General features: G+C 71.2%; 20 protein-coding genes. 12 read left to right on the plus strand and 8 right to left on the minus strand.

Annotated elements, in window-relative coordinates:
* Positions 1 to 22 precede the first annotated feature (22 nt).
* Positions 23 to 895, minus strand: coding sequence for a diacylglycerol kinase family protein (locus G9272_RS24305; RefSeq protein ID WP_171398520.1), 873 nt, complete (start codon positions 893 to 895; stop codon positions 23 to 25).
* Between the two features lie 206 nt (positions 896 to 1101).
* Here G9272_RS24305 and G9272_RS24310 point away from each other — a divergent pair, with 206 nt between their 5' ends.
* The 3 genes from G9272_RS24310 to G9272_RS24320 all read left to right on the plus strand — a co-directional run bounded on the left by G9272_RS24310 (position 1102) and on the right by G9272_RS24320 (position 4750).
* Positions 1102 to 2385, plus strand: a complete 1284-nt coding sequence (locus tag G9272_RS24310; RefSeq protein ID WP_171398521.1) for an adenylosuccinate synthase — start codon at positions 1102 to 1104, stop codon at positions 2383 to 2385.
* Positions 2386 to 2529: 144 nt separating this feature from the next.
* Entirely contained in the window at positions 2530 to 4359 is a 1830-nt protein-coding gene (locus G9272_RS24315; RefSeq protein WP_171398522.1) for a bifunctional metallophosphatase/5'-nucleotidase, read from the plus strand.
* Between the two features lie 97 nt (positions 4360 to 4456).
* The gene (locus G9272_RS24320; RefSeq protein ID WP_171398523.1) at positions 4457 to 4750 is read left to right on the plus strand and encodes a hypothetical protein; all 294 of its coding nucleotides are present in this window, start codon (positions 4457 to 4459) and stop codon (positions 4748 to 4750) included.
* 21 nt (positions 4751 to 4771) lie between these two features.
* Here the strand turns inward: G9272_RS24320 and G9272_RS24325 are convergent, their stop codons facing one another.
* From G9272_RS24325 to G9272_RS24340, 4 genes are all read right to left on the minus strand, one after another.
* The gene (locus G9272_RS24325) at positions 4772 to 5422 is read right to left on the minus strand and encodes a hypothetical protein (protein WP_171398524.1); all 651 of its coding nucleotides are present in this window, start codon (positions 5420 to 5422) and stop codon (positions 4772 to 4774) included.
* 59 nt (positions 5423 to 5481) lie between these two features.
* On the minus strand, positions 5482 to 7977 hold the full coding sequence (locus G9272_RS24330) for a dolichyl-phosphate beta-glucosyltransferase (protein ID WP_171398525.1): 2496 nt from the start codon (positions 7975 to 7977) through the stop codon (positions 5482 to 5484).
* Positions 7974 to 8675, minus strand: a complete 702-nt coding sequence (locus G9272_RS24335; RefSeq protein ID WP_171398526.1) for a GntR family transcriptional regulator — start codon at positions 8673 to 8675, stop codon at positions 7974 to 7976. The genes G9272_RS24330 and G9272_RS24335 overlap by 4 nt, the downstream gene beginning before the upstream one ends.
* 290 nt (positions 8676 to 8965) lie before the next feature.
* On the minus strand, positions 8966 to 10321 hold the full coding sequence (locus tag G9272_RS24340; protein ID WP_171398527.1) for an aspartate aminotransferase family protein: 1356 nt from the start codon (positions 10319 to 10321) through the stop codon (positions 8966 to 8968).
* Between the two features lie 217 nt (positions 10322 to 10538).
* Here G9272_RS24340 and G9272_RS24345 point away from each other — a divergent pair, with 217 nt between their 5' ends.
* The 4 genes from G9272_RS24345 (at position 10539) to G9272_RS24360 (ending at position 15219) form a co-directional block, all read left to right on the plus strand.
* Positions 10539 to 11147 (plus strand): type 1 glutamine amidotransferase family protein, encoded by a 609-nt coding sequence (locus G9272_RS24345; RefSeq protein ID WP_171398528.1) that lies wholly within the window; start codon positions 10539 to 10541, stop codon positions 11145 to 11147.
* Entirely contained in the window at positions 11144 to 11602 is a 459-nt protein-coding gene (locus G9272_RS24350) for a MarR family winged helix-turn-helix transcriptional regulator (RefSeq protein WP_171398529.1), read from the plus strand. The genes G9272_RS24345 and G9272_RS24350 overlap by 4 nt, the downstream gene beginning before the upstream one ends.
* A gap of 93 nt (positions 11603 to 11695) precedes the next feature.
* Positions 11696 to 13597 carry a serine/threonine-protein kinase gene (locus tag G9272_RS24355; protein ID WP_171398530.1) on the plus strand — a complete coding sequence of 634 codons (1902 nt, stop codon included), beginning with the start codon at positions 11696 to 11698 and terminating at the stop codon, positions 13595 to 13597.
* A gap of 101 nt (positions 13598 to 13698) precedes the next feature.
* Positions 13699 to 15219: a substrate-binding domain-containing protein gene (locus G9272_RS24360; protein WP_171398531.1), complete on the plus strand. Its 1521-nt coding sequence runs from the start codon at positions 13699 to 13701 to the stop codon at positions 15217 to 15219.
* Positions 15220 to 15261: 42 nt separating this feature from the next.
* Here G9272_RS24360 and G9272_RS24365 read toward each other — a convergent pair whose 3' ends face one another.
* Complete coding sequence (locus tag G9272_RS24365) at positions 15262 to 15996, minus strand: SLATT domain-containing protein (RefSeq protein WP_437184379.1); 735 nt, start codon at positions 15994 to 15996, stop codon at positions 15262 to 15264.
* A gap of 318 nt (positions 15997 to 16314) precedes the next feature.
* Here G9272_RS24365 and G9272_RS24370 point away from each other — a divergent pair, with 318 nt between their 5' ends.
* The 5 genes from G9272_RS24370 (at position 16315) to G9272_RS24390 (ending at position 19349) form a co-directional block, all read left to right on the plus strand.
* Positions 16315 to 16659: a YbaB/EbfC family nucleoid-associated protein gene (locus tag G9272_RS24370; protein ID WP_171398533.1), complete on the plus strand. Its 345-nt coding sequence runs from the start codon at positions 16315 to 16317 to the stop codon at positions 16657 to 16659.
* A gap of 79 nt (positions 16660 to 16738) precedes the next feature.
* On the plus strand, positions 16739 to 17338 hold the full coding sequence (gene recR / locus G9272_RS24375) for a recombination mediator RecR (RefSeq protein WP_171398534.1): 600 nt from the start codon (positions 16739 to 16741) through the stop codon (positions 17336 to 17338).
* On the plus strand, positions 17331 to 17996 hold the full coding sequence (locus G9272_RS24380) for a DUF5063 domain-containing protein (protein WP_171398535.1): 666 nt from the start codon (positions 17331 to 17333) through the stop codon (positions 17994 to 17996). The genes recR and G9272_RS24380 overlap by 8 nt, the downstream gene beginning before the upstream one ends.
* Before the next feature lie 558 nt (positions 17997 to 18554).
* Complete coding sequence (locus tag G9272_RS24385) at positions 18555 to 18743, plus strand: hypothetical protein (RefSeq protein WP_171398536.1); 189 nt, start codon at positions 18555 to 18557, stop codon at positions 18741 to 18743.
* Positions 18744 to 18851: 108 nt separating this feature from the next.
* Positions 18852 to 19349, plus strand: coding sequence for an SgcJ/EcaC family oxidoreductase (locus G9272_RS24390; protein WP_171398537.1), 498 nt, complete (start codon positions 18852 to 18854; stop codon positions 19347 to 19349).
* Here the strand turns inward: G9272_RS24390 and G9272_RS24395 are convergent.
* A complete protein-coding gene (locus G9272_RS24395; RefSeq protein ID WP_171398538.1) occupies positions 19315 to 20682 on the minus strand; it encodes a sensor histidine kinase in 1368 nt (455 codons plus the stop codon). The two genes, G9272_RS24390 and G9272_RS24395, sit on opposite strands and share 35 nt — an antisense overlap.
* A complete protein-coding gene (locus G9272_RS24400) occupies positions 20679 to 21389 on the minus strand; it encodes a response regulator transcription factor (protein WP_171398539.1) in 711 nt (236 codons plus the stop codon). Before G9272_RS24400 ends, G9272_RS24395 begins: the two co-directional genes overlap by 4 nt.
* Between the last annotated feature and the right edge of the window lie 184 nt (positions 21390 to 21573).

Below are 21573 nucleotides of genomic sequence, written 5' to 3' on the forward strand. Positions count from 1 at the left end.
AAGGACAACGGGCAGGCCTGACTCACCGCCCCGGCAGCATCAGCCCCAGCGCCCCCTCGCGCACCGTCCAGGTGCGCACGCGTACCGGCCCCGCGACCGCCGCGTCCGCCCGGTAGCGGAAGTCCGCGCCCGAGACGGTCACCGTCCGCCCCCGCGCCTCCAGGGGCACCGCCACCGCGCCCAGGGACAGCGGCCGTACCTGCACGATCGCCGTGCCGGAGGGCCCCGGGGTCACCGACACCGCCTCCACCGGCTGGTCGAGGTCGACCAGCGTCACCCCGTCGACCTCGATCCGCAGCCGGGCCGGGCCGGGCGGGGCCGGGGCGGCGGAGAGCCGCGTCGGCCGTGACGGCACCAGCGTCCGGAAGAGGGACTGGTAGGTCCGCAGCCAGGGGTGGCCGCCGCCCTGCGCGAGCCCGGCCTCCGCCACGGTCGGCTCCGGCTGCGGGGCGAGCGGCACCGGCGGGATCCGCAGCGCGCCCAGCACCACCCCGTCGCTGTCGTCCACCAGTACGTCCAGACGCCGCTCGGCGCCGTCCAGGACGGCCCGGGCCGCCGCCACCGCCCCCGTGGGCACCCCCAGGGCGTGCGCGACGCCCAGGGCGGCACCCACCGGCACCACCGACAGCACGGTTTCGGCCAGGGCCCGCTGTCGGTGCAGCAGGGTCACCGTCCGCATCAGCGCGCGGTCGTCGCCGACGACCACCGGCCGCCGCGAGCCCCGCCGGGCCAGCACCCGGGCGAATTCCTCCGGGTCCTCGGGGAGACACACCTTCGTACGCGCCGCACCCGCGCTGAGCACGTCTTTCGCGATTCGTACGGACTCCCCGTCCGTGCGCCGGGCGACCGGATCGATGATCACCAGCAGCTGATCGGACGTCGCGAAAGTCGCCACCTCGGTCCTGCCTCGCTTCCTCGGGTAGCATCTTTGTGCAAGAGCCCCTTGCGCTATTGCGCCAGGGGCTTGGTCTATTCCGGGGCATCCGGGTCCGACAAGCGGCGACCGACGACGGTCGCGGTGCACGCGGTGCACGCGGTGGAAAGAGCCACCGCGTACGCCCCTGGCCTTGGACATGCCCCACCCGGAAGGGGTGTACGCGCGTGCCCGCACTTGTGCTGCTCGGTGCTCAGTGGGGTGACGAAGGCAAGGGAAAGGCCACCGACCTTCTCGGTGGCTCGGTGGATTACGTAGTGCGTTACCAGGGCGGCAACAACGCCGGCCACACGGTCGTCGTGGGCGACCAGAAGTACGCACTCCACCTGCTCCCTTCGGGAATTCTGTCACCCGGCTGTACGCCGGTCATCGGTAACGGTGTCGTTGTCGACCCGTCGGTCCTGCTCTCCGAGCTGAGCGGTCTGAACGAGCGCGGCGTCGACACGTCGAAGCTGCTGATCAGCGGCAACGCGCACATCATCACCCCGTACAACGTCACTGTCGACAAGGTGACGGAACGCTTCCTCGGAAAGCGCAAGATCGGCACCACCGGCCGCGGTATCGGCCCGACCTACGCCGACAAGATCAACCGGGTCGGCATCCGGGTCCAGGACCTGTACGACGAGTCGATCCTCACCCAGAAGGTCGAGGCGGCGCTCGACGGCAAGAACCAGCTGCTCACCAAGCTGTACAACCGCCGCGCGATCGCCGTGGACCAGGTCGTCGAGGAGCTGCTGGGTTACGCGGAGAAGCTCGCTCCGTACGTCACCGACACGGTTCTGCTCCTCAACCAGGCGCTGGAGGCGAACAAGGTCGTCCTCTTCGAGGGCGGTCAGGGCACGCTCCTCGACATCGACCACGGCACGTATCCCTTCGTCACCTCGTCGAACCCGACCGCGGGCGGCGCCTGCACGGGCGCGGGCGTGGGCCCGACGAAGATCAGCCGGGTCATCGGCATCCTGAAGGCCTACACGACCCGCGTCGGCTCGGGCCCGTTCCCGACCGAGCTGTTCGACGAGGACGGCGAGGCGCTGCGCCGCATCGGCGGCGAGCGGGGCGTGACGACCGGTCGTGACCGCCGCTGCGGCTGGTTCGACGCGGTCATCGCCCGCTACGCGACCCGCGTGAACGGCCTGACGGACTTCTTCCTGACGAAGCTCGACGTCCTGACCGGCTGGGAGCAGATCCCGGTCTGCGTGGCCTACGAGATCGACGGCAAGCGCGTCGAGGAACTCCCGTACTCGCAGAGCGACTTCCACCACGCGAAGCCGATCTACGAGACCCTGCCCGGCTGGTCCGAGGACATCACCAAGGCGAAGTCCTTCTCCGACCTGCCGAAGAACGCCCAGGCGTACGTCAAGGCGCTGGAGGAGATGTCCGGCGCCCCGATCTCCGCGATCGGCGTGGGCCCGGGCCGGGACGAGACGATCGAGATCAACTCGTTCCTGTAGACCCCCGACAGGTCGTCGGCTTGGGCCGGTCTTGGACATCCTTGACCGGCCCATGGTCTGTTCGCGGTTACGCCCGTAACTGGCGGAAGCAAGCATCTACGCGGGTAGTTGCCCCTCCTTCCTCACCAGTTCCAGGAGCCCCGTATGCCCGTCAACCCCATGAACCGCCGTGAGTTCGTGCAGAAGTCGGCCGTCACCGGAGCGGCCGTGGCCGTCGCGGGAGCGGTCGGTTCCGGTAGCGCCGAGGCCTCCACCGGCCACGCCGGCCACGCGCCCGGGAAGACGCCCCGCACCTGGTCGTTCTCCATCCTGGGCACCACCGACCTGCACAGTCACGTCTTCGACTGGGACTACTACACCGACGCCGCCTACACGGACAGCAAGGGCAACTCGGTCGGGGTCGCCCGGGTCGCCACGCTCGTCGAGCAGCAGCGGGCGGCGAAGGGCGAGGGTCACGTCCTCCTCGTCGACGCCGGCGACATCATCCAGGGCACCTCGCTCGCCTACTACTTCGCGCGCGTCGACCCGATCACCGGGACCGACGGCAAGAAGGGGCCGAAGCACCCCATGGCCGTCGCCATGAACCACATGCGCTACGACGCCGCCGCCCTCGGCAACCACGAGTTCAACTACGGCATCGAGGTGCTGCGGAAGTTCGAGCAGCAGTGCCACTTCCCGCTGCTCGGCGCCAACGCGCTGGACGCGAAGACCCTCAAGCCCGCCTTCGCCCCGTACACGGTCAAGAAGATCCGCGTCCCCGGCGCCCCCGACATCAAGGTCGGCATCCTGGGCCTCACCAACCCCGGCATCGCCCTGTGGGACAAGGACAACGTCAGCGGCAGGATGGTCTTCCCGGGTCTGGTGGAGCAGGCGAAGAAGTACGTGCCGAGGCTGCGGGCGCTGGGCTGTGACGTCGTCTTCCTGACCGACCACTCCGGGCTCGACGGATCCACCTCCTACGGCGACGCGCTCCCGTACGTCGAGAACGCCTCCAACCTCGTCGCCGAGCAGGTCCCCGGCATCGACGCGATCCTCGTCGGCCACACCCACGTCGAGGTTCCCTCGTACACCGTCAAGAACGCGGAGACCGGCGAGGAGGTGCTGCTCTCCGAGCCGTACTGCTGGGGCTACCGGCTGACCGTCTTCGACTTCGAGCTCGAACTCCACCACGGGCGCTGGAAGGTCACCGGCAAGAAGGCCCAGACCCTCAACCCCAACAGCGTCGACGAGGACCCGGAGATCACCAAGCTCCTCAAGGCCGACCACGACCTCGTCGTGAAGTACGTCAACACGGCCGTGGGCACCTGTACGCAGGACCTGTCGGCGGCGGAGTCCTGCTGGAAGGACGTCCCGATCATGGACTTCATCCACGAGGTCCAGATGAGGACGGTGGCCGCCGGACTGTCGACCGCCGACGCCGCCCTGCCCCTGATCTCCGTCGCCGCGCCCTTCAGCCGCACCGCCGACATCCCGGCCGGTGACGTCACCATCCGCGACATCGCCGGGCTCTACATCTACGACAACACCCTGTACGGCAAGAAGCTCACCGGCGCCCAGCTCAAGGACTACCTGGAGTTCGCCGCGAAGTACTACCACCAGGTACCGGCGGGCACGGCGGTCGACACCGCGACCCTGACCAACGCCAACAGCTTCTGGGACTACATGTACGACACGGCGGCAGGCGTCTCGTACGACATCGACATCGCGCAGGCGGAGGGGGCGCGGATCAGGAACCTCACCTACGACGGCGCCGCCGTCGCCGACGACCAGGTCTTCGTCGTCGCCGTCAACAACTACCGCGCCAACGGCGGCAGCGGCTACCCGCACATCGCCGCCGCCGACATCGCCTACAGCTCCACCAACGAGATCCGTCAGCTGATGATCGACTACATCACGTCCGAGGGGACCCTGGACCCGGCCGACTTCGCCGCCGCCGACTGGAAGCTGACGCAGGCCGGCACGGCCGTCTTCTGACGCCGGGCGCCGGGCCCCGCAGCAAGGGAAAAATGCCGCATACAGGCATATCCTGGGGTTGACAGGCATGTGTGTCGACCAGAAGGAAGTGACTGCGATGCGCATGATGCTGAAGGCGTCCATGGACACCGAGAAGGCGAACGAGGCCATCCGGAACGGCACCCTCGGGAAGCTGATCGAGGAGTCCATGGCGCAGCTCAAGCCCGAGGCCGCCTACTTCACCACCGACCACGGCCGACGCACCGCCTTCCTGTTCTTCGACATGGAAGAGAGTGCGCAGATGCCCGTGCTCAGCGAGCCGTTCTTCCTCAACCTCGGGGCGGAGATCTCCTACACCCCGGTGATGAACAGGGAGGACGTGCAGAAGGGCCTCTCGCAGCTCGGCCGTTGACCGTTCGCCCGGACCGGCCGCTCAGCTGAACACGATCATCGACCCCTGCGCCAGACTCCGCGTCGCCGCCGCGTGCAGCCCGAGCCAGACGTGCCGTTCGCGCGCGAAGGGGCTGGAATCGTACGGCGCCGGAACGGCGGGTTCCTCCAACTCCGTGGGCCCGGCGGGCGGTTGGGGGGCCGCCGGAGGATTGGCCGGATCGATGCCGATCGACGGGGCGACGAACTCCAGTTCCCGCAGCAGGGACTGCGCGGAACCCAGGGGTCCGCCGCCCGCGAGGAGTTCGTCGTTGGACAGGGGCTGCGGGAAGTCGACGGGAACGTAGGCGCCTGCGTGGTCGTAGTGCCAGACCAGGTGCGACTGCTGGGCCGTCGCCTCGAACATCTCCAGGAGCTGCTCGTAGTCGCCGCCCAACTCGTCCACCGGCGTCACCGGCAGACCGCACACCTGGAGGAGGTAGGCGCGGCGCAGGAAGTGCAGGGCGTCGTAGTCGAAGCCGGCCACCGGGGCGACCTCGCCGGACAGCCCCGGCATGTACTGGTACACCGGCACGGGCGGCAGACCCGCCTCGGCCAGCACCTTGTTGTACTGGGCGAGTTCGTCGGCGAAAGGATTGTCGGGGGTGTGGCACAACACGTCGACGAGCGGCACCAGCCACAGGTCACAGGCCAAAGAGAGCTCCTCACTCAGTACGTTGACCGGTCAGGGAAGAGTAGTCGGTGCGGCCCGCATCAGCTCCCCTTGTGCAGATCCCATACCCACACTCCGGCCACCCGCCTACCCGGTCGGCCGACCAGCTTTTCCACCGTCTCACGCAGCCGGTCCTCGTGCGGCTGCGGGGCCAGCACCAGCGCCCCCGCCCGCCAGTACGCGAGGTCCTCGCGGGTCTCGGCGCGGGCCCTGGCGTCGATCACCGGGACCACGCCCGTGTACCGCACGTCCCGCAGCAGACTCGCCGTGAAGCGCAGCGGGACCCCGTAGACGCCGGTGCGGTCGCCGTTGCCGTACGGGCCGTTGAAGTAGCCGCCGGGCATCCGGAAGCCGAGGCCGGCCGCCGTCTGCCAGTGCAGCGCCTCGGCGTCCTCGGGTTCGGCGAGCGGCACCGGGACCAGGGTCTCGTCGCCCCGGACGTACGTCTTCCAGGTGCCGTCGGTGAAGAAGGCGGGCACCTCGGCGCGCGGCTCGGACTTCAGCGGGGCGGGGACGAGGGGGAGCAGGGCGAGACAGACGGCGAGCAGACCGGCGTACTGCGTGCCCAGCCGGCGGGCCTGGGCGAGCCGGTCGACCGCCAGGGCGAGCAGCATGCCCAGCGGCGGGGCGCAGACCAGCGCCACCCGGCTCTCGATGACCGAATCGAAGAGGGGCAGGCCGGCGAGCGGGGCCCAGGGGCCGGGGACGGTGGTGTCGGTGAGCGGGAGGGGGATGCGCGAGCCGAGGGACAGCACGGCCGCGGCCGCCGCCGTCACGGCCAGCGCCTTCACCGCCGGCCGCCGCCAGAGCCCCACCGTGATCGCGAACGCGAGCAGCACCAGCGGCCAGCCGTAGAAGGCGTTCTGTTCGGTCGGGTTCAGGGAGAGGGCGTCGGCACGATGGGCGTCGCCCGCGATGAGGGAGCGCTCGGCGAAGGACAGCAGCGCCCGGACGGAGTTGGCGACGCCGGGCGCGGTGCCGTGGTCGATGCCGGTGTAGCTCTGCGGCCCGGAGAACTGCCAGGCCAGCGGGTAGACGACGAGCGGGAGACAGACGGCGGCGGCGACCGCCAGACCGTTCAGCAGGGGCCGTACGGCCTTCCGCGCGACGTCGGGGCGTGCGACCGCGTGGGCGACCGCGAACAGGAGCATGCCCATCGCGGCGAGCAGCAGCGGCTCCTCGCCGAGGAAGAACTGGTAGGCCGCCATCAGCCCGAGGACGACCGCGTTCCGGGTGACCCGCTCACCGGCCGTGAGCCGCAGCGCGCGGTCGATGATCGGCGGGATCATGAACAGCACGACGAAGTTCGGGTGCGCGTTGGCGTGGCTGACCATGGGCGGCGCGAACGCGGCCAGCGCGGCTCCGGCGAAGGCGGCCGCACGCTGCCGGACGAGCCGTTTCACGATCAGCCGGTACCAGGCGACGGCCGTCGCGGCCAGGCCCAGCGTCATCACCAGGCTCAGCGTGACGGCCGGGCCGAGCAGCAGCGTGACGGGCGTGAGCGGGACGGACAGGCCCAACATCGTGGTGTTGGCCATCAGGTTCACGCCGTCCGGGGCGCCCTGGAGATCGGTGAACAGGGGATTGCGCAGGTGAGCGATGTTGTCGGCGGTCACCGCGAAGAACCACTCCCACTGGTTCTGGTCCTGGAGGGAGTCGGTGAGATAACGGTGGGCCGGGTCGAGGACGCGGCCGGAGCAGAGGGCCACCGCCATCGCGAGGAACAGCAGGACGGCGACGACGTCCGCGGGTCTCGGCACCGGGATCCGGAGCCGGACCAGGTCGCGCAGGACCCGGAGGTAGTCCGCCGGACGGACCTTCGAGCCCGGCTGGTGCGACCAGTGCACGGGCACCTCGGCGACCGGCCAGCCGAGCCGCTGGAAGTGGCGCAGCACCTCCACGTCGATGGCCCAGCCGTTGAGGCGGGAGGCGGCGAAGGCGGCCCGGGCCTTGTCGCCGTCGAACAGCTTGAACCCGCACTGGGTGTCGCGCGTGCCCCGCAGGGTCGTCCGACGTATGAGGAGGTTGCCTGCTCGGCCGGCCAGTTCGCGTATCCGGTGCTGGCGGTCGCCGAGGGTCGCGCCGGGTACGGCCCGCGAGCCGATCGCCGCCGCGTTGCCGTCCGCGAGCGCCTTCTCCAGGCGCTCCAACTCCTCGACGGGAGTGGCGAGATCGGCGTCCATGACCAGCACCTGGCGGCCCCGGCCGGCGGCGACACCGCGGCGCAGGGCGTGGCCCTTGCCCCGGTTGCCGGAGCCCGCGACGAGCTTCACCCGGGGGTCGCGGCGGACGGTGACGAGTTCACGGGTGGCGTCGGTGGAACCGTCGTCGGCGACCAGGATCTCCCAGGTGCGCCAGTGGCTCCCGGCTGCGTCGAGGTAGCGGGTGACGGCGTCCAGGGTGGGGCCGAGCCGGCGCTCCTCGTTGAAGGCGGGAATGACGACGGAGAGTTCGACGGGCGCGGTGCGGTGCGCGGGAGCGGGCGTGGCGGTGCGGTGCGCGGGAGCGGGCGTGCCGGGGGCGTGCGCCCTGCTCATTCCGCCGCCAGTCGCTCGATCAGGGCGATGGAGTCGTCGTTGTACGCGGCGAGCATCGCCCGGGCGGTGGCGGTGTCGCGGTCGTACAGGGCGTCGACCAGTTCGGTGTGGCCGGACCACAGATGGCCGCGCAGATCGGTCGGCCGGCGCAGGTGCTGCACCGTGCACACCCAGGACTGGAGCCGCAGCCGGTGCAGGAAGTCGGTGAGATAGGGGTTGCCGAACAGGGCGCTCAGCTCGCGCCAGAAGCGCAGGTCGTAGCCGATGAGGACGGTGAGGTCACCGGCGGCCGCGGCTCGCTGCGCCTCCTCGCCGCGGCGGCGGACCCCCGCTATGGCGGCGGCGGTCCGCGGGTCCTCGTAGTTGTGGTGGCGCTGACGGCCCTCGTCCAGGGCGAGGAACATCCCCTCGATGATCAGGCTGCGCGCCTCGATCATGCCCCGGAAGTCCGCGACGGAGTACTCGTGGACCCGGAAGCCCCGGTGCTGGTCGGCCTCCAGGAGGCCCTGCGCGGAGAGGTCGACGAGAGCCTCGCGGACGGGGGTCGCGGAGACGCCGTACTGCTCGGCTATCTCCTTGACGGTGAACTCCTGGCCCGGCTGGAGCCGTCCCCCCAGTACCTCGTCGCGAAGCGCGTCGGCGATCTGCTGTCGCAGGGTGCTGCGCGTCACGGCTCCGTTGCCGGTGCTGCCGGGCATGGTCGGGGCGTCTCCATCGTCAGGTGCGGGAAAAGCGGCGTGCTCGTCGGTATGTACGAGCACGCCACCTTACGCGTTCGACGAAATCAAGACCTTGGACGATTGCCGCGTTGTCGGGTGCGGGCCGGTGGGGGCTGATCGCGCAGTTCCCCGCGCCCCTGAGGGGGTTCCCCGACCGGACTCGTCATGCCCGCCGCGCCCCGGGCCCGCCGAAGGGCCGGTACCGGTCCCCGTCCGGCTCTGCCGCGCCCCGGGCCCGCCGAAGGGCCGGTACCGGTCCCCGTCCGGCTCTAGTCCGTGTACTCGTCGGCCACCGAAAGTGCCGTGTCCAGGGCTGCGAGGCCCTCCTTGACCTCGGACTCGGAGACGTTGAGCGGCGGCACGAAGTGGGTGCGGTTCATGTTCACGAACGGCCACGCCCCGGCCTTCTTGGCGGCCGCGCCGAACGCGGCCATGGCCGCGTTGGCCTCGCCCGCCGCGTTGTACGGCACGAGCGGCTCGCGGGTCTCCCGGTTCTTCACCAGCTCGAGGGCCCAGAACATGCCGACACCGCGCACCTCGCCGACGCATCCGTGCCGCTCGGCCAGTTCGCGCAGCCCCGGCTCGACGACCGAGGCGCCCAGGTTCTTCGCGTTCTCGACGATGCCCTCCTCCGCCATGACGTTGATCGTCGCGACGGCGGCCGCGCAGGCCAGCGGGTGCCCGGAGTACGTCAGACCGCCCGGGTAGGGCCGCCGGGCGAAGGTCTCCGCGATCGCGCCGGAGACGGCGACCCCGCCGAGCGGCACATATCCGCTGTTCACGCCCTTCGCGAAGGTCATCAGGTCGGGCGTCACATCGAACAGGTCGGCCGCGAACCACTCACCGGTGCGTCCGAACCCGGCCATGACCTCGTCCAGGACGAAGACGATCCCGTACTGGTCGCAGAGCTGCCGCACCCCGGCGAGATAGCCGGGCGGCGGGACCATGATCCCGGCGGTGCCCGGGACGGTCTCCAGGATGATCGCGGCGATCGTCCCCGGCCCCTCGAAGGCGATCGTCGTCTCCAGGTGCTCGAGCGCCCGCGCGGTCTCCTGCTCCTCCGTCTCCGCGTAGAAGCGGGAGCGGTACAGGTACGGCGCCCAGAAGTGGACGACCCCGGCCGTCGCGGTGTCGGAGGCCCAGCGGCGCGGGTCGCCGGTGAGGTTCACGGCCTGCTGGGTGCCGCCGTGGTACGAGCGGTAGGCGGACAGCACCTTGGCGCGCCCGGTGTGCAGCCGGGCCATGCGCACGGCGTGCTCGACCGCGTCGGCCCCGCCGTTGGTGAAGAAGATCTTGTCCAGGTCGCCGGGGGTCCGCTCGGCGATCAGCCGGGCCGCCTCGGAACGGGCCTCGACGGCGAAGGCGGGCGCGAAGGTGGTCAGGTGTGCGGCCTGCTCCTGGATCGCGGCGACGACCTTCGGGTGCTGGTAGCCGATGTTGGCGTAGACGAGCCCGCTGGTGAGGTCGAGGTACCGCTTGCCGTCGTAGTCCCAGAAGTACGACCCCTCCGCGCCGGCCACGGCGAGCGGGTCGATGAGCTCCTGGGCGGACCAGGAGTGGAAGACATGCGCGCGGTCCGCGGCCTTCACGGCGGCGCCGGCCTGGGGGTTGGGCTGAGGGGTCATGTCAGTGAGCGTAAATGTCCGCGATGCGGAAGCGGTATCGGCGTCCTGTTCCGTGGAGGGGGCGATTCCGCGACAGGTTGTCGGGCGTGGGGAGGGGCCCGGGGGGCCTGGAGCAGGCCCAGGAGGCTGGAGCAGGCCCAGGAGGCTGGGGCAGATTGACAGCCTGCTGTCGAAGTGACAGTCTCCTGTCATAAGGATTCGCTCGCGAGGAGGAGCCATGAACCGCAAGCCTGTGCATCTCGCCGTGTACGACACGCTCGCCGACTGGGAGACGGGGTTCGCGACGGCGTACCTCGCACGGAACGGGTACGAGATCCGGACGGTCGGCGGCTCGGAGGAGCCGGTCGCCAGCGTCGGCGGACTGAGGATCCGGCCCGACCTGGCCCTGGACGCCGTACGGCCCGAGGACAGCTCCCTGCTGATCCTGCCGGGCGCCGACCTCTGGGACACCTCCGACGACCTCGCGCCCTTCGCCCGCACGGCGCGCGCGTTCCTCGACGCCGGGGTGCCCGTCGCCGCGATCTGCGGGGCCACCGCGGGACTCGCCCGCGAGGGCCTGCTCGACGACCGGGGCCACACCAGTGCGGTCTCCTTCTACCTGGCGGCGACCGGCTACGGGGGCGGCGACCGGTATGTCGAGGCGGACGCCGTCACCGACGCGGGTCTGATCACCGCCGGCCCGACCGAGCCGGTCGCCTTCGCCCGCGAGATCTTCCGGCTGCTCGGCGTGTACGAGGGCGAGGTGCTGGACGCCTGGTACCGGCTGTTCCACGACTCCGACCCGGCGGCGTACGCCGTACTGGAGAAGGCGACGGCCGACCGGTGAGCAGGGAACGACAGGATCTGCTCAGCCGCAGCGCCCTCGGGGTGTTCCGGCTGAACGGCCAGTTCCTCGCCGTGGCGGAGGAGCTGGCCGGGCCCGCCGGGCTCACCGCCGCCCGGTGGCAGGTGCTCGGCGCGGTGCTCGGCGACCCGCTGCCCGTGGCCGGCATCGCCCGCGCCATGGGCATCACCCGGCAGAGCGTCCAGCGCGTCGCCGACCTGCTGGTGGAGCACGGCCTCGCCGAGTACCGGCCCAACCCCGCCCACCGGCGCGCCAAGCTGCTCGCGCCCACCGAGGCCGGGCGGGCCGCGGTCGCCCGTGTCAACCCCGGGCACGAGGCCCTCGCCGACCGGCTGGCGGAGGCGTACGGGGAGGCGGAGCTCGCCGAGGCCGTACACGTACTGGAACGGCTGTCCAAGGTGCTGGACGAGCTGGAGCCCGCTGTTACGCAACCGTAGACACCGCGCCGCCCTACTCCCCGAACGGCCGGATTATTCTCGGCTGGATTGCACATGTCTCGATCACACATGTGCGGGAAAGGCGGCGCTGCGATGGAGAAGCTGGGCCCGGGGGACCCGCAGCGCATCGGCGGCTACCGGCTGCTCGCGCGGCTGGGCGCGGGCGGGATGGGGCAGGTCTACCTCGCCCGCTCGGACCGGGGGCGCACGGTCGCCGTGAAGCTGGTCCGGCGGGAGCTGGCGGCGCGCGAGGAGTTCCGGGCGCGGTTCCGGCAGGAGGTGCGCAACGCGCAGCGGGTCGGCGGGTTCTGGACCGCGCCCGTCCTCGACGCCGACACCGAGGCCGCCGTGCCCTGGGTCGCCACCGGCTATGTCGCCGGACCGAGCCTCCAGCAGGTCGTGAGCCACGACCACGGTCCGCTGCCCGAGCGGTCGGTGCGCATCCTCGCCGCCGGGCTCGCGCACGCGCTGGCCAACATCCACGCGGCCGGGATCGTCCACCGTGACCTCAAGCCGTCCAATGTGATGGTCACCATCGAAGGGCCCCGGGTCATCGACTTCGGCGTCGCGCGGGCGCTGGAGAGCGTGACCGGAGACAGCCGGCTGACCCAGACCGGCGCGGTGATCGGCTCGCCCGGCTTCATGGCCCCCGAGCAGCTGCGCGGCGACCCGGTCACGCCCGCCAGCGACGTCTTCTGCCTCGGCTCGGTCATCACCTACGCCGCCACCGGCACCCTCCCCTTCGGCTCCGCCGACAGCGGGGCGCACGCCCTGATGTTCCGCATCGCCGAGGACGAACCCGACCTCTCGGGCGTCCCCGAGGGCATCGCCGACCTGGTCCGCGCCTGTCTGCGCAAGGACCCGGCCGCCCGCCCCTCGCTCGACCGCGTCCTGGAACTCACCGGCGTCGACGACACCGTCTCCGACGGCCGCTCCCGCGACCCCTGGCTGCCCGGCGCCCTCGTGGCGCAACTCGGCCGCCATGCCGTGCGGCTGCTGGAGGTGGAGGACCCGGAGGGCGCTGCCCCGTCCCACCCCGGCCACCCGGCGCGCCCCACCCTCCTCGACCACGCGGCGGCCGCCTCCGAGGCCTTTCCGGAACACTCCGGCCCGCGTGGCGACGCGCCCTCGCCGGACCACCGCCCCACGCTGGTCGCGGGCGCCGACGGCATCCCGGCGCAGCCCTTCCCGCCCGGCGGGCAGGCCGCCCCGCCCCACCCGGTGTACGGCTACCCCCAGCAGCATCCGCAACAGTCCCAGGCCGCCGCCTACGGCCACCCGCAGCAGCCGCCGGCCGCCTGGTCCGCGGCGCCGGGCCGGGCGGCGCCGTACAACCCGTACGCGGACGGCCCCGCGGGCCCCGGCGGCACCCCGGCGCACGACCCGTACGGGCCGGCCGGTCCCGCCGGCCCGCAGCAGCCGGCGCGCCGCAGCGGCCGGACGACCGCCCTGCTCGTCGTGGTCGCCCTGGTGGTCGCGATCGCCGCGGGCGGCTCGGTGTACGCGTTCATGAACGGCGACGACGATGCCACCGCGAGCGCGGCGCCCACCACGTCAGGCGGCTCGACGTCCTCCTCCGCGAAGGCCTCGGAGCTGCCCTCGCCGGACTCGTCCCCGTCTCCTTCCGCGTCCCCCTCCGCGTCCTCGGCGGACGGGGTGGTCCCGGCGGCCTACCTCGGCACCTGGACCACCACGATCGAGAACGAGAGCGGCACGAACACGCGCCGGCTGACCCTCGCCCAGGGCAAGGTGGGCGACGCGGTGCTCGCCCTCGTCGCCGACGGGGACGGCTACCACTGCGAGTTCAGCGCCGCCCTCACCGCACGACCGGGCGGCAAAGGCCCGTTGGCGATAGGCCCGTCCAAGGTCACCGCCGGCGAACCCCTCTCCTCGTGCAGCCCCGGCGCCGCCTCCGAGGTCACCCTCCTCGCCGACGGCACCCTGCGCCGGGTGAACACGGGCACGGGCGAGAAACTGACCTACACCCGGCAGTGAACGTCGTGCGAACCTCAGTCGACCAGTCCGGAATGTCCCACCGGACAGACGTACGGTGACCGCCTACGATCCGGCCGGCGGGAGTGGCGGGGGCGCCCACAGTGGAGTGGCTGAACGCTGAGAACGTGGTGGCCGTGGGGACGGCCTTCGTCGGTATCGTCGCGTCCGGGATCATGGTCTGGTACGAGCGCCGGGTGCCGCGCCGCAAGCGGGTCGGCTACCGCGTGCAGATGGACAACCCGATCGGCGACGATGTCAGATCCGGCCGCCCCAACCGCCGGCTCGGCCTCTTCGACGAGGCCCCCGGCATGTTGGACGCGACGCTCGTCCTGCTCCGCATCGAGAACGACGGTTCTCAGGGCATCGCCCGCGACGACTACACGGGCCCCGAACGCCACGGCCTGACCGCCGTCTTCACCGACCGCACCATCCGCGGGGTGTCGGTCACCCAGCCGACCGACACCGACCACCTCATGGACCACTTCACCGCGGACCGGGGCTTCGGCTACGAAGGCAACACCCTGCGCATTCCGCGCGTACCGCTCAACCCCCGCGAGCACTTCAAGCTGCTCGTGCTGCTGTCGGGCGGCGATGTCGGCCGGGGGATACGGCTGTACGGCGGTCTGCGCGACGGCGAGGTGCATCCCAACCGCAGCGCGACGCCGGACGACACCCCGCCGCTGTTCAGCCGGGCCGCCCGGCTGATCTCCATCCTGCTCACGGTCTGTGTGGTCACCCTCGCGACGATCGTCGTCGTCCGGGACGCCCCGCCCCCGATCGGCTGCGAGCGCGGCACGCTCACGGTCACCGGCTCGACCGCGTTCGCTCCGGTGATCCGGGAGGTGGCGGCCAAGTACGAGCGCGACTGCGAGGGTTCGCGGATCACCGTGGACCCGCACGGTTCGACGGCCGGGATCCGTGAACTCGCCGCCTCCGCCGCGGGCAGGAAGGGTTCGCCGCCGGTCGTCGCCCTCTCCGACGGTCCCAAGCCGGCCGGGCTCGACGAACTGCGCGAGAACCGGGTCGCCGTGTCCGTGTTCGCGCTGGTCGTCCACGACGACGTCACGCTGAAGAACCTCTCCACGGCGGACGTGCGGCGGCTGTACCTGGGGCAGATCGCCAACTGGGACGAGGTCGGCGGGCCGGACCTGCCGGTGGTCCTGGTCAGCCGGGACGCCAACTCCGGGACCCGGCAGGTGTTCCAGCGGCGGGTGCTGGGCCGCGGCGAGATCGCGAACTCGTCCGTCGACTGCGTCCACAAGGACGACCCGACGGCCCCCGTCGTCCGCTGCGAACTCGACTCCACCGACCAGGTGCTGTCCACGGTCGCCGCCACCCCCGGCGCGATCGGCTACAGCGAGCTCAACCTGGCCGAGCGCGCGAAGGGCCTGCACCCGCTCGACCTCGGCGGCGACCCGCCCTCCGTGGACGCCATCGAACACGGCACGAGCGACTACCCGTACCGCGAGATCGAGTACGCCTACACCTACGGCCGCCCCCCGGCCGACTCCCTGGCCTCGAGCTTCCTGACCTACCTCACCCGGGGCAACGGCCAGGACGTGATCCGCACCCACGGCCACCTACCGTGCTGGACTCCGGAGGGCATGCGCCTGTGCCGATGAAGCCCGTCCGGCCCTTCCGGCAAGGCCGTGGCACCGACCAGCTCACCGAGGCTCGGGCGGCCGCTGCCGAGGCATGTTCGGCCGGGCGTTCGCCCCCGGCGGCATCGGAAGCCGCCCGTACCCCCCACTCACATCCGCCCGCCCGCCGGAGGCGACCGCCCCCTGAATCCCCATGGGCGCCGGCCCGGTCCGAAACTCGACCATCCAGTCCGCCGTCTCCGTGCGCACCAGCTCCGAGACGTCCTCCGAGAACCGCCGCAACACCGCCAGGCACCGCTCCGCGGCCTCGCTCGCCGTACCCTCCGCCGGGCCCAGCACCTCCCGGACACTCTCCGAGGCCCAGTCGAACTGGAGCACCTGGAGCCGCCGTTGCACGGCCTGCGCGGTGGCCACGTCCCTTATCCAGCCGGACGTCACCCCGAAGAACCGGTCTCCTGCCACACACGCCACCGCGAGCAGCAGCGCCAGATACCCCCAGGAAGCGGCACCGCCCAGCACCCGGGTGAGGTCCAGCAACGGCAGCGCGGCCGCGCACACCGCCCCCGCCGCAGCCCCGGTGCGCAGCACCCGGGCGCCCCGCCGCTTCCACACCCGGTCCGCGAGATACCAGGCGGCGGTCTCCAGCGCCCCGCGCTCCACCCACCGGTACAGCTCGTCCAGCCGCTCGGCGGGCTCACCCCAGTCCCCGAGCGGAAACTTCCGCCCGGCCAGATCGCCCGGCCGCAGCCCGGCCGCGCCCTCACTCCGCCCGTCCTGAGGCGGACCCTCGGGCTGCATCTCCGGCTGCTGACCCACCCGGCACTCCCTACTGATCCCGACCGATGGAACCCGACCGATCCGACCGCTCACGTTGCGTGACAACCGTGACGCCTGGTGCTGCTGCGCCGGACCTTTCCTACCTCCCAATGGGTGGCGAAGAGGAAGGTTTCATCTCTTTTACGCCCGGAAGGGGGCCTTGATCAGGTATAGGCCTCACACCTGACTCACTCGAAAGAGTGCTGGGGCGACACCCGCACAGACCACGTAGGCTCGTGCCGAGCGGGAAAAAACCCGCCCGAAGGCACGCCCGACAGTCGTAGGACACAGGAGCTGATCGTGATTCCCGGTGGTGGCCAGCCCAACATGCAGCAGCTGCTCCAGCAGGCCCAGAAGATGCAGCAGGACCTGGCCCTTGCCCAGGAGGAGCTGGCGAACACGGAGGTCGACGGGCAGGCGGGCGGCGGGCTGGTGCAGGCCACGGTGACCGGCTCCGGCGAGCTGCGTGCCCTGCGGATCGACCCGAAGGCGGTGGACCCGGACGACACCGAGACCCTCGCCGACCTGATCGTCGCGGCCGTCCACGCGGCCAACGAGAACGCGCAGACACTCCAGCAGCAGAAGCTCGGTCCGCTGGCCCAGGGCCTGGGTGGCGGCAGCGGCATCCCGGGTCTGCCTTTCTAGGACCGGTCCGCCTTTCGGAGACCGGCCTCGGCCAACTACCGTACGTACCGCAAGGAACCCCAGGAAGGACGGCAGTCCGTTGTACGAAGGCGTGGTCCAGGACCTCATCGACGAACTGGGGCGGTTGCCCGGCGTCGGTCCCAAGAGCGCGCAGCGGATCGCCTTCCACATCCTCCAGGCGGAGCCGACGGACGTACGGCGGCTCGCGCAGTGCCTGATGGAGGTCAAGGCGAAGGTCCGCTTCTGCGCGACCTGCGGCAACGTGGCGCAGGAGGAGCTGTGCGGCATCTGCCGCGACCCGCGCCGCGACCCGACCGTCATCTGCGTGGTCGAGGAACCGAAGGACGTCGTGGCGGTCGAGCGCACGCGTGAGTTCCGCGGCAAGTACCACGTCCTGGGCGGCGCGATCAGCCCCATCGAAGGTGTCGGTCCCGACGACCTGCGTATACGAGAACTTCTCGCGCGGTTGGCCGACGGGACGGTCACGGAGCTGATCCTGGCCACCGACCCGAACCTGGAGGGCGAGGCGACGGCCACGTACCTCGCCCGCATGATCAAGCCCATGGGCCTGAAGGTCACCCGCCTGGCCAGCGGCCTCCCGGTGGGTGGCGACCTGGAATACGCGGACGAGGTGACCCTCGGTCGCGCCTTCGAGGGGAGACGACTCCTAGATGTCTGACGCCACGCTGCACGCGACCGAACACAATCCGGACGATTTCGTGGTCCAGATCGCGGATCAGGTCGAGAGCTTCCTGGTTGCCGTCACGGAGGTCGCGAAGGGCGACGAGCCGGGCCTGGCGGTCCCCTTCCTCCTCCTGGAGGTCTCCCAGCTGCTCCTGGCCGGCGGCCGTCTCGGCGCCCACGAGGACATCGTCCCCGACGAGCGCTACGAGCCGGACCCGGGCTTCGAGCCGGACGCCGACGAACTCCGCGAGAACCTCGCCCGCCTCCTGGAGCCGGTCGACGTCTACTCGGAGGTCTTCGACCCCTACGAGCCCCGCAAGGCGCCCGTCCCGGCCCGGATCTCCGACGACCTCGCCGACGTCATCGCCGACCTGCGCCACGGCATGGTCCACTACCGCGCGGGCCGCACCACGGAGGCCCTGTGGTGGTGGCAGTTCTCCTACTTCTCCAACTGGGGCTCCACCGCCTCGGCGACCCTGCGTGCCCTGCACTCGGTCCTCGCCCACATCCGCCTGGACCAGCCCCTCGAGGAACTGAACGGCCTCGACACCGACCAGTCGACCCTGGGCGACGAGACCCTCGAGTTCGAGGCGGGCCGGGTCATGCAGGAGGAGATCGGCGGCCGGCTCGGCCTGGGCCCGGTCAAGAGCTGACCTCGTCCCGCCGATCGTCACCACCGCTGAGCGCGGCGCCGTTCGCCACCCCCACACGCCCTTCGCCATCGCCATCGCCATCGCCGTCACCCCGCCCGCCAGGGCCAGGCCCAGTACCCGCATGCGGGCCCGTTGCTCCGGGGCGCCGTTCGCGGCCACCGAGAAGGCGTTGACGACGACGCCGTAGAACTACGCGTTCGGGACGAACTCCCGTACCGTCCAGCCCGCGTTGACGGCGCACAGGGAGGCGGGCGGGCCGCCGACGCCCGCCGCCGACGCCCGCCGCCGAGTTCATGAAGCCGCCCGCCGCGCCGGCCACGACCGCGCCCCGGGTGCCGCGCGGCGCGGTTCGGGAAGTCGGCGGGTCGGCCAGGTCCCGGCAGGGCCTCGCTCGTCCGCTCGGCATGGTGTACCTGCCTACACCATGCCTTCGGGAGTGCGCTCCCTCGTTTGCGCAGGTCCGGAACGGGATCGTTGATCTCGCAAGCGAAACCCCGGATCCAGAACCCCGGATCTTCCCGGATCTGCTGGATCCCACTCCCTTTAAGGAAGCCCGTCATGAAGGCTCTGCTCTCCTCCCGTCCCGTTCTGTGGTTCCTCTTCCTCTTCAACCTCGCGGTCGCCGCCGTCGCCCCCTTCGTGGTCGACGGATCGCAGGGCGTCATGACGGCCGTCGGGATGGGCGTCGTGTCGCTCGGGGCCGGCGTCAGCCTGGTGCGGGACCGGGGCCGGAAGACCACCTCCTGAGAATTGGCAGGGTGTTGGAAGTCCCCTGTACGCGGGCTGCACGGGCGCTAACCGGCCGGACGCGAATCTTGAGTCATCCCAACAGCAGCAAGCCGCACAGGAGTTGCGATGACCCGCAAGACCCGCATACGCGCCGCCCTCGTCACCGCCACCGCCGTCGTCACCGCCGCCACGGTGTCGGTCGGAGTCAGTGCGGCCGGCTCCGAGAAGCCCTCGAAGCCCACCAAGAAGCAGATCGCCGCCCTCTTCGACGGCTGGAACGCCGCGCTGCGGACCGGTGACGCTGAGATCGTCGCGGACCGCTACGCCAAGGACGCGGTCCTGCTGCCCACCGTCTCCAACAAGGTCCGCACCGACCGCGCCGGCATCGTCGACTACTTCGAGCACTTCCTCCAGAACAAGCCGGTCGGCAAGAAGGTCCGGACGATCGTCAACGTCCTCGACAGTGACTCCGCCATCGACACCGGCGTCTACGAGTTCACGCTCACCGACCACGACACCGGCAAGAAGCGCGTCGTCGAGGCCCGTTACACCTACGAGTACGAGAAGCGCGACGGAGTGTGGAAGATCGTCAACCACCACTCGTCCGCGATGCCCGAAGGCTGATCCTCACCGAGAGGCCGCCCCCGGGAGCGTCCGTCAGGGTCACCGTCCCGCCGTCGTCCGTCACCAGCTGTTTGACGACGGCGAGGCCGAGGCCGGAACCGGAGCGACCGGTGAGGCCCTGGCCGCGCCAGAAGCGGTCGAAGGCGCGGGACTTCTCCGCGTCGGACATGCCCGGACCGTCGTCGAGGACCGACAGCACCACCCGGTCGCCCTCCGCGTGCGTCCGGACGGTGATCTCCCCTCCGTCGGGTGACACCTCCAGGGCGTTCGAGAGCACGTTGTCCAGCACCTGGTCCAGATGACCGGGGCTGGCCAGCACAGACGGCCGGTCGTCGACAACACTCCCCCTGAGCGCGATGGTGACTCCGCGCTCGTCGGCGGCCGGCCTCCACACCGACAGGCGTTCCGCCACGATGTCCGTCAGGGACAGCGGTTCCGCCGCCGTCACCTTGGCCTCGGCCCGGGCCAGCACCAGCAGGCCGTTGACCAGCCGGCTCATCCGCACCACCTCGGCGGTGGCCTGCTCCACGTCCTCCCGCACGAACTCGTCGTCGACACCGTCCGCGATGTTGTCCAGGGAGAGGCGGAGCGCCGTCAGCGGGGTCCTCAGCTGGTGCGAGGCGTCCGCCACGAAGATGCGCTGCGAGGCGATCAGCGTGTCGAGGCGTTCGCCGGCCTGGTTGAGGGTGCGGGCCAGGGTCTGGGTCTCCTGGGGGCCCGTCACGGGGGAGCGGGCGGTCAGGTCGCCGTCGCTGAACTTGCTCGCCATGTCGTTCAGCTGGCGCAGGGGGCGGGTGATGCGGCGGGCGACGACCGCGCCGATCAGCGCGGCCACGCCGAGCACCGCCACGGCGAGGCCCGCCCGGAACCCCCAGATCGTCCACAACCTGTGGGTGAGTCCCGAGGTCGAGTAGACGATCCTTACGGCGCCGACGACCTGGCCGTCGTCCTTCGCGGGGACGGTGATCACCAGGTCGCGGCCCCAGATGAAGTCCGACCCCCAGTCGGTGGTCGGCCGGCCCTGCTCCAGCGCCCTGGCCAGCGCCGCGTCCCGCTCGGGGCGGGGCAGCGCCGGCGCGCACCGGGCGGTGGTGGTGGCCTGCACCTCGTCCTCGGTCTCCTCGGCGTACGCCCTGGCCATCTCCTCCAGCGCCTGGCAGGAGGCGGTGTCGCCGTTGCCCAGCAGCAGCGCCATGGTGGTCGCCTCGCGTTCGATGGACACCTCGGTGTCGCCGCGCAACTGGGCGGTGAGGGTGAAGGCCACCGGCACGGTGAACAGCAGGATGGCGACGGCGACCAGCAGCACATAGCTGCGGATGAGTTGCTTGATCATGACGCCGGGCCGGTCGGGCCGGGAGCGGTCCCGCCGACGATCTCCAGCCGGAAGCCCACCCCTCGCACCGCCTCGATGGCGATGACCCCGGCGAACTTCCGCCGCAGCGCCGCCACGTGCACGTCCAGCGTCTTCGTCGGCCCGAACCAGTTCGCGTCCCAGACCGCTTCCATGATCTGCTCGCGCGACATCAGCGCGCCCGGCTCCTCGGTGAGGAAGGACAGCAGGTCGTACTCCTTCGGCGCGAGCGCGATCTCCTCGCCGTCCACGTGGACGCGGGCCGCCTTGCGGTCGACGGTCAGCCGGGAGCCGTAGCGGTCCGCGCCGCCGGCCGTGCCCTCCTCCGCCGTACGCGGCCGCACGCGCCGCATCACCGCTCGTATTCGCGCGATGACCTCCCGCACCCCGAACGGCTTGGACACGTAGTCGTCGGCGCCCAGCTCCAGGCCGACCACCCGGTCCGTCTCGTCGCTGCGGGCGCTGATCACGATGATCGGGACGTCGCCGCGCTCGCGCAGGGCCCTGCACACGTCGAGGCCGTCGGTGTCGGGCAGGCCCAGGTCCAGCAGGACGACGTCGTAGGGGTCGGAGTGGGCGAGCGCGGCGGCGCCCGTGGTGACCCAGTCGACCTCGAAGCCGTAGCGCTTCAGTCCGCGTCGCAGCGACTCGGCGACCGGTTCGTCGTCTTCCACCAGGAGTACGTGCACAGCCGCACGATAGTGCTTGAAACTTAATTCACAGCTATCACTTCGGCGTCAGTGGGCAGGGAAGACCCGACGACGGGCGTCCGGACCTCTTTCCGGCCTCTTCCGCGAGTCTCGCCGAGTCTCACCATGCGGTACTCGGGAGGTGGTTTTCGGGCGCTCGTTAGACTGAGCCGACCCGCAGTAC

The organism is Streptomyces asoensis, assembly GCF_013085465.1.
Classification (GTDB): Bacteria; Actinomycetota; Actinomycetes; order Streptomycetales; family Streptomycetaceae; genus Streptomyces; species Streptomyces cacaoi_A.